Below are 7,682 nucleotides of genomic sequence, written 5' to 3'. Positions count from 1 at the left end.
GTGGGTGACGCGGCGCAGCGGTATGCGCAGCAGTTGTCGGCGCGGTTGCCGGCGGCTGGTGGAACGACGCCTTTGCCTGCATGATTGGTTGAATTCAGCCAGACGGGAGCGATAGTAGCCGCGCCCTTATCGCCACTAAGCGGCGACGTATGAAAAAGAGCGGTGCCTGTTCAGGCGCCGCTCTTTCGTTTACGGTGCGTCTGCATCTAGTTCATTGAGGCTTATATCTCGTGTTTGCGGCGCGAGGTGATCCGTCCTGCCGCTTCGCTGTCCCGCCAGGTTTCAATACATCGTATGACGATGCTCTTCCAGAGCCGCCGCCGTCACCTTGCCGCGCATCACGCGATACACCCAGCTCGTATAGAGCAGAATGATCGGCAGGAAAATGATCACGGCGATCAGCATGATCTGCAGCGTCATCTGGCTCGAAGTCGAATCCCAGACCGTGAGACTGCTGCGTCCGTCGAGCGAGGACGGCATGATGAACGGGAACATCGAAAATCCCGCCGTCAAGATCACGCCGACGATCTGCAGTCCCGTCGCGATGAACCCGCTCTTTTCAAAGCGCGAACGGGCGAGCAGCAACGCGACGACGCCGCCCGCGATGCCAAGCACCGGCGCCGCAACCATCCACGGGTAAGTCGAGTAGTTGCCAAGCCATAACCCCGGCGCGCCGATCACGCTCTTCAACAGAGGATTGGCCACCGTGTCGAGCGGCGCCGCATCGACGATCTGATAGCCGCCAATCACCGTCGCCACCAGCACCCCCGCAATCAGAAACAGCACGACTGTCGCGAGCGAGGCGAAGCGCAGCGCAATCGACGCGCGCCGCGCAATCACGCCGTCCGTCTTCAACTTGATGAAGGCGGCGCCGTGCGCTGTGAGCATGGACACGCTGACGAGCCCGCACAACACGGCAAACGGATTGAGCAGGCCGAAGAAGCTGCCGTGATAGGTCACGCGCAGGTCGGTATCGAACGAGAACGGCACGCCTTGCAGCAGGTTGCCGAACGCCACGCCGAACACCAGCGCCGGCACGAAACCGCCAATAAACAGTCCCCAGTCCCACGCATTGCGCCAGCGCGGATCTTCGCGTTTGCTGCGATAGTCGAAGCCGACCGGCCGCAAGAACAGGGCGAACAGCACCAGCAGCATCGCGAAGTAAAACCCCGAAAACGACGCAGCATAAACCAGCGGCCACGCCGCGAACATGGCGCCGCCTGCGGTGATGAGCCACACCTGATTGCCTTCCCACGTGGCCCCGACCGTATTCACGACGATGCGCCGTTCCGCGTCCGTCTTGCCGATGAAGGGCAGCAGAATGGCGGTGCCCATGTCGAAGCCGTCGGTGAGCGCGAAGCCGATCAGCAATACGCCGATCAAAACCCACCAGATCAGTTTGAGCGTTGCGTAATCCATGATCATGGTTCCCCGATGGCTGGCAGCAAATCACGCGGCCGTGGTGGACAGCGGCTTGGGCGGTTGACCCGGCGGCGCTTCGTGGTGGTAGCGCCCCGTATGCAATGACGACGGCCCGAGGCGCGCGTACTTGAACATCAGCATGATTTCAATCACGAAAAGCGCCGTGTAAAACACCACGAATCCGCCGATGCTCAGATACAGATCAGTCGCGGTGAGGCTCGACACGGACAGCGCCGTGGGCAGAATGCCCGCGATGGTCCACGGCTGGCGACCCAGTTCAGCGACCACCCAGCCGAACTCCGCGGCGAGCCACGGTAACGGAATGGCCCACACGGCCCAGCGCAAAAACCAGCGCCGCTTGTCGAGCAGCAGCGAACGCTGTGCGCAGAACCAGAACGCAAGCACAAAGGTCGCGAGGAACAGGAGCCCAAGGCCCACCATCAAGCGGAACGCGTAGAACACGGGCGCCACCGGCGGAATGGTTTTCTTTGCCGCGGCGGCGATCTGCTGCGGCGTGGCGTCGGTGACGTTCGCCGTGAACGGCTTGAGCATCAGTCCATAGCCGAGATCCTGCCGGGTGGCGTCGAAGGCGGCCTTGGCCTCGTCCGTGGCATTGCCTTGCTTGAGCTCCTGCAGCGCGGCGTAGGCAACCATGCCGTTCTTGATGCGCTGCTCGTTCTCGGCGATCAGGTCTTTCAGGCCCACCACCGGTTCATCCAGTGAACGCGTCGCGATGATGCCGAGGGCATACGGAACGCGAATCGCATAGTCGGTGCGCTCTTCCGTCTGGTTCGGAATCCCAATGATCGTAAACGGTGCAGGCGCGGGTGTCGTTTCCCATTCGGATTCGATCGCGGCGAGCTTCACCTGCTGGACTTCGCCGGTGCGATAGCCGGATTCGTCTCCCAGCACGATCACACAAATGGTCGACGCAAGGCCAAAACCCGCGGCAATGGCAAACGAGCGCAGCGCGAACTCCGTATCGCGGCGCTTGAGCAGATACCACGACGACACGCCGAGCACGAACATCGACGCCGTCACATAACCGGCTGACACCGTATGAACGAACTTCACCTGCGCAACCGGGTTGAACAGTACGGCGGAGATGCTGGTCAACTCCATGCGCATGGTTTCGTAGTTGAACTCGGCGCCGACCGGATTGTTCATCCAGCCGTTCGCGACGAGAATCCACAACGCGGACAGGTTCGAGCCAAGTGCAACGAGAAAGGTCACGATCAGATGCTGGACGCGCGACAGGCGGCTCCAGCCGAAGAAGAACAGCCCGACGAAGGTCGATTCGAGAAAGAACGCCATCAACCCTTCGACGGCAAGCGGCACGCCGAAGATGTCGCCTACATAGTGCGAGTAGTACGACCAGTTGGTGCCGAACTGGAACTCCAGCGTCAAACCGGTGGTGACGCCCATGGCGAAGTTGATGCCGAACAGCTTGCCCCAGAACTGCGTCATGTCCTTGTAGATCTGCTTGCCGGTCATCACGTAGACCGACTCCATGATGACGAGTAACCACGACAGACCAAGCGTCAGGGGTACGAACAGAAAGTGATAAAGCGCCGTCACGGCGAACTGGAGACGCGAGAGGTCGACGACATCGCTAGCGGGCATGTTGATCACCTTGAGACGGATGCGATGCAGGCGCGGACAGCAGTGCTTGCGCGACGAGTGCTGGCGGCATGGACATGTTTTCAGCCTGGGGGTGATTGAAGAATGCGTACTTGAGCGCCACCAGCAAGGCAAATTTGATGGCGAGGACGATGACGATGTCGCGTCCGAAGGTCGGGCCGCGCATCCAGCCGGCGATGCGCGCGCGTAGGGCGGGGCGCGGAGGAGTCCTGTCGTTTAGCGTTATGGTCATGATCGGTCGATGACGACTTCACACCGGACTACCCGGCTGGATCCACGCCGCGCAGGCGGCTGGGCGAGTGCATAACGATCTTAGGATGAGGGCTGGCAACGCGGCAGTACGCGACTGTGGCATTGCGTCGCGAGCAGGTGCCGTCCATCCCAGTATTGCAATCTAATTTGGGATACGTCAAGGAAACGGGGTGCGAATCCGCTGGCGGGAGATAAAAAAGCCCTGCCGTCTTTCGAGGGCAGGGCTGATGTCTGACAGTGTGCCGGACAGGCCGGCTCGCTTTATGCGTATTCGTTCAATGCGCTGCGCATCTTCTTCATTGCGCTTGCTTCGATCTGGCGAATGCGTTCCGCGGACACACCGAATTCATCGGCAAGGTCATGCAAGGTGGAACCGCCCGAACCGTCGTCTTCGACCTGCAGCCAGCGTGCTTCGATGATGCGGCGGCTGCGCGCGTCGAGTGACTCCAGCGCGCTCGCAATACCGTCGCTTTGCAGCTTGTCGCGCTGACGCGCGGCAAGCACAGCGGTCGGCTCGCTATGCGAATCGGCCAGATAGGCGATCGGCGCGAACGCTTCTTCGCCGTCTTCAACCTGGCCTTCCAGCGCGATATCGCCGCCGGACAGACGGGTTTCCATCTCGGCCACTTCCTCACGCTTGACGTTCAGTTCCTTGGCGAGACCTTCGATCTCGTCCGGTGTGAACGCGCCCAAGCCCTGCTTGTGGCTACGCAGGTTGAAAAACAGCTTGCGTTGCGCTTTGGTCGTGGCGACCTTCACCATGCGCCAGTTGCGCAGGATGTATTCGTGAATCTCGGCCTTGATCCAGTGCATGGCGTACGACACGAGACGTACGTTTTGCGCCGGGTCGAAGCGCTTGACGGCCTTCATCAGACCGATGTTGCCTTCCTGAATCAGGTCGGCGTGCGGCAGGCCGTAGCCCAGATAGTTACGCGCGATCGACACCACCAGCCGCAAATGCGACAGGACCAGACGGCGCGCAGACTCCAGATTGGCCTGCTCGCGGAATTCAGTGGCGAACTGGCGCTCCTCCGCCGGCGTCAGCATCGGAATCCGGTTCACGGCCTGGATGTAGGCGTCGATATTGCCCAGTTGTCCGGGCAGCAGCGAAGAATGCGAGAGCGTCAGCGCACCTGCCGAAGCGGCCTTAGCCGACGACGGGCTCAGAGTACTCGGAAGGGTCATTGCGTTGCTCACGTAGAAAACTCCTTTGGAATCAGGCAAAAGCTCAGTCAAAAATCGACTCCAGCGTGGATGTTAGCACTCTCAATATCCGAGTGCTAATACTTAGAGCGCGTGGGGGTATCCTGGTTCCCGTAATCCTATTGGAATGCGGCTTCTAATAGCCTTTCGGTAGGATCATACGCGCTTAGCGAACTTGCACCGATAGACACAGGATTTGTCAGCTCGCGAGCGCCGTCTGTTGGGAAGCGCGCGGTTGCTGCCTGCGGCGCAATCACCTGACAAATCCGCGGGATTGTTCGTATGAACGACGGTTATCGTGGCCCTTGTTTTTTCGGACCGAGCTTCGCTGGATGCTCGACGTTTGGGAGGCTAAATCGGGGCGGCATCAAGGTGGCGACGCACCACTGGATGTCGCTTGTTGCCGGCGTGCAGGTCCCGCGCAGCGTCAGCGTATTTTCGACCTTCATCCCGAGCATCGCGTTCCCGTTCCCCGACATGACGTATGTGGGTGTGGCGTTCGGTAGCGGGCAGCACATATCGAACGCCAGTATCAATGAGCCGAATCCTGGTATAAATTTCAGCCAGCTATCTATGCAATATAACTTCTGACGACCGCGGCCCAGGTTCGGCTCGTCGAGTAAGGGGGCTGAGCAATGCCGGCAAAAGTGATCGAAGCAATTCGTGGACTGGAGCGCGACCGCTTTCGCGCGATGGTCGACGGCAACGGGCCGTTGCTCGACACGCTGCTCTCGGACAACGTGAGCTATATCCACACCAATGGCAAGCGTGAAACGAAGCAGCAGTTGATTGATGGGATCACGGGTGGACGCCGTCGTTACCGGCAGATCGAGATCCAGACGCAGGACGTGCTGCCGGTAGGGCGCGAAACGTGGCTCGTCACGGGCCGCGCGCTGATCGAAATGGAGGCGAATAACGGCGCGTTGCTGTTCCCGATTGCCTACACCGCAATCCATACACAGGAAGATGGGCAGTGGCGGCTGGTGGCGTGGCACGCAACCCGTTGCGCGATCGAGTGAAGCTGTTGGCCTGTCTCGCCGGCTCGCCTTGTGGGCGGGCCGTGCGCGCCGGCGGGATGTTTCGCCGCGGGCGCCGGGGTGTGCGGGTGTTGCTTGTGGCGTCGCCTGCCGTGCCTTTTTGCTGACTCTTCTGGGCGGGCTTAGGCCGCCACTCTGCAATCAATCTCTTTGCGCTCTGCCCGGTTCACCGCGCTGACCATCGCGTCCACGACCGCCGCCGAACTGTCTTCGCTGACGCCAACGCCGTACCTCACACCTTGCTCACCGACCCGGCAACCGACAAACACCGCCGTGCGCCCGTCCACCGTGCGCGAGCTTTCCACTGATGTCACCTCGACAGGTTGACCCGCAGCGGCTGAAATCGCGCGCGCAACCTGCTGCGCGTGCTGCTCATGGTGTTGCTGCGGTTCGCCTTCGGCGCGCTTCGCTGCGGCCACGCTGACGTCGCGATTCTCCCAGCGTACCGTCGATGCATTCACGCGCCGCGCCGGACCGATGGGCTCGAAGTATTCGCGGGCGAACAACGCGCAGATCGCCTCGCCGGTCATTTCGGCGCCGCTGGTATCCGCGACGGCCTGAACCGCGTGGCTGAATTCGATCTGCACGCGGCGCGGCGGCGTAAAGCCCATGCCGCGCTCGAGCGGATACGTCGAACCGCCCTTGCCCGACTGGCTGTTCACCCGGATCACCGCGTCGTAGCTACGGCCCACGTCCGACGGATCGACAGGCAGATACGGCACTTCCCAGACGGCATCCGGCGCCTGCTGCGCGAAGCCCTTGCGGATCGCGTCCTGATGCGAGCCGGAGAACGCGGTGTAGACGAGGTCGCCGGCATACGGGTGACGCGGGTGCACGGGCAGCTGATTGGCGCGCTCGACCATCCGGCGCACTGCGTCGATATCCGAGAAGTCGAGGCCCGGGTCGATGCCCTGCGTGTAGAGGTTCATCGCGAGCGTGACGAGATCGACGTTGCCGGTGCGCTCGCCATTGCCGAACAGGCATCCTTCGATCCGATCCGCCCCCGCCAGCAATGCCATCTCGGCGGCAGCGACCGCGGTGCCGCGGTCGTTATGCGGATGCACCGACAACACGATGCTGTCGCGATAGCCGAGATTGCGGTCCATCCATTCGATCTGATCGGCGTACACGTTGGGGCTCGCCGCTTCGACGGTGGCGGGCAGGTTGACGATCATCTTGTGATCCCGCGTGGGCCGCCATGTCTGCGCCACCGCGTCGCAGACTTCGCGGGCGAAGGCGAGCTCGGTCATGCTGAAGGTTTCGGGCGAGTACTGGAAGATCCAGTGCGTCTGCGGCCGCGTCTGCGCGTAGTGCTTGACGAGCCGGGTGCCTTCGACGGCGAGCGCCTTCACCTCGTCTTTCGACTGGTTGAAAACGATCTTGCGAAACGACGGCGCAATCGCGTTGTACAGATGCACGATGGCACGCGGCACGCCTTCGAGCGCCTCGAAGGTACGCGCGATCAGGTCCTCGCGCGACTGCACGAGCACTTCGATCGTCACGTCCTCGGGAATGCGCTTTTCGTCGATCAGCTTGCGCACGAAATCGAAGTCGGTCTGCGAGGCCGACGGAAAGCCGACTTCGATTTCCTTGAAGCCAATCGCCACCAGCATCTCGAAGAACTCGAGCTTCTGCGCGATGCTCATGGGCTCGATCAGCGACTGGTTGCCGTCGCGCAAATCGGTGCTCATCCAGATCGGGGCTTGCTGGATGGTGCGGCCAGGCCATTTTCGGCCGGTCAAACGGACCGGAGGGAAGGGACGGTATTTTTCAGCAGGGTTGCGCAACATGGTGAGCCTCGTTCGTTTCGTCGTATGCAAAGGGGGGTGGCGTCGAGCGGCTGGCGGGCTGCCACAGGTGCACGGCCCGCGAGCCGGTGGCTAGCGGGACTAGCGAACGGGCGCGAACAAAGGACGTCATGGCGATGATGACGCCGGTAACGACCATGAAGAATGCGCATGTCACGTGCATTTGACCCTCGCGATTCATCCGCAGGGTAAACGGACGAATACAGACGACTGACAGGTTGTAGAAGGGACTACGAGTTGGAGTGAAACAGAACTGCGGGACTGCTCTGAGGACCGCGCAAACCAGCAACGCGCGGCGCTACGCCTGGCTTACGCTAGA

7 protein-coding genes are annotated in these 7,682 nt (G+C 61.5%); 2 read left to right on the top strand and 5 right to left on the bottom strand.

Annotated features, from left to right (window positions below; genetic code table 11):
- Window positions 1–282: 282 nt before the first annotated feature.
- The 4 genes from cydB to rpoH form a co-directional block, all read right to left on the bottom strand.
- A complete protein-coding gene (gene cydB, locus VGH41_RS21000; RefSeq protein WP_331599476.1) occupies window positions 283–1,419 on the bottom strand; it encodes a cytochrome d ubiquinol oxidase subunit II in 1,137 nt (378 codons plus the stop codon).
- Window positions 1,420–1,449: 30 nt separating this feature from the next.
- A complete protein-coding gene (locus VGH41_RS20995) occupies window positions 1,450–3,045 on the bottom strand; it encodes a cytochrome ubiquinol oxidase subunit I (RefSeq protein ID WP_331599475.1) in 1,596 nt (531 codons plus the stop codon).
- On the bottom strand, window positions 3,035–3,295 hold the full coding sequence (gene cydP, locus VGH41_RS20990) for a cytochrome oxidase putative small subunit CydP (protein ID WP_331599474.1): 261 nt from the start codon (window positions 3,293–3,295) through the stop codon (window positions 3,035–3,037). The genes VGH41_RS20995 and cydP overlap by 11 nt, the downstream gene beginning before the upstream one ends.
- A gap of 281 nt (window positions 3,296–3,576) precedes the next feature.
- Entirely contained in the window at window positions 3,577–4,512 is a 936-nt protein-coding gene (rpoH, locus tag VGH41_RS20985; RefSeq protein ID WP_331599473.1) for an RNA polymerase sigma factor RpoH, read from the bottom strand.
- A 288-nt stretch (window positions 4,513–4,800) separates the two neighbouring features.
- On the opposite strand from rpoH, the gene VGH41_RS26630 reads away from it, so the two are divergent.
- A complete protein-coding gene (locus VGH41_RS26630; RefSeq protein WP_414696690.1) occupies window positions 4,801–5,109 on the top strand; it encodes an acyloxyacyl hydrolase in 309 nt (102 codons plus the stop codon).
- A 44-nt stretch (window positions 5,110–5,153) separates the two neighbouring features.
- Window positions 5,154–5,537: a nuclear transport factor 2 family protein gene (locus tag VGH41_RS20975; protein ID WP_331599472.1), complete on the top strand. Its 384-nt coding sequence runs from the start codon at window positions 5,154–5,156 to the stop codon at window positions 5,535–5,537.
- A gap of 140 nt (window positions 5,538–5,677) precedes the next feature.
- Here VGH41_RS20975 and leuA read toward each other — a convergent pair whose 3' ends face one another.
- Window positions 5,678–7,345 (bottom strand): 2-isopropylmalate synthase, encoded by a 1,668-nt coding sequence (gene leuA, locus VGH41_RS20970; RefSeq protein ID WP_331599471.1) that lies wholly within the window; start codon window positions 7,343–7,345, stop codon window positions 5,678–5,680.
- Window positions 7,346–7,682: the final 337 nt, after the last annotated feature.

Source organism: Paraburkholderia sp., from assembly GCF_036488795.1.
GTDB lineage: Bacteria > Pseudomonadota > Gammaproteobacteria > Burkholderiales > Burkholderiaceae > Paraburkholderia.
This window is presented reverse-complemented; position numbering and strand designations above follow the sequence as displayed.

What these genes read in the sequence shown, in the direction of transcription:
- cydB (WP_331599476.1), bottom strand. Translation starts at nt 1,419, where the DNA reads ATGGATTACGCAACGCTCAAACTGATCTGGTGGGTTTTGATCGGCGTA.
- VGH41_RS20995 (WP_331599475.1), bottom strand. Translation starts at nt 3,045, where the DNA reads ATGCCCGCTAGCGATGTCGTCGACCTCTCGCGTCTCCAGTTCGCCGTG.
- cydP (WP_331599474.1), bottom strand. Translation starts at nt 3,295, where the DNA reads ATGACCATAACGCTAAACGACAGGACTCCTCCGCGCCCCGCCCTACGC.
- VGH41_RS26630 (WP_414696690.1), top strand. Translation starts at nt 4,801, where the DNA reads ATGAACGACGGTTATCGTGGCCCTTGTTTTTTCGGACCGAGCTTCGCT.
- VGH41_RS20975 (WP_331599472.1), top strand. Translation starts at nt 5,154, where the DNA reads ATGCCGGCAAAAGTGATCGAAGCAATTCGTGGACTGGAGCGCGACCGC.
- leuA (WP_331599471.1), bottom strand. Translation starts at nt 7,345, where the DNA reads ATGTTGCGCAACCCTGCTGAAAAATACCGTCCCTTCCCTCCGGTCCGT.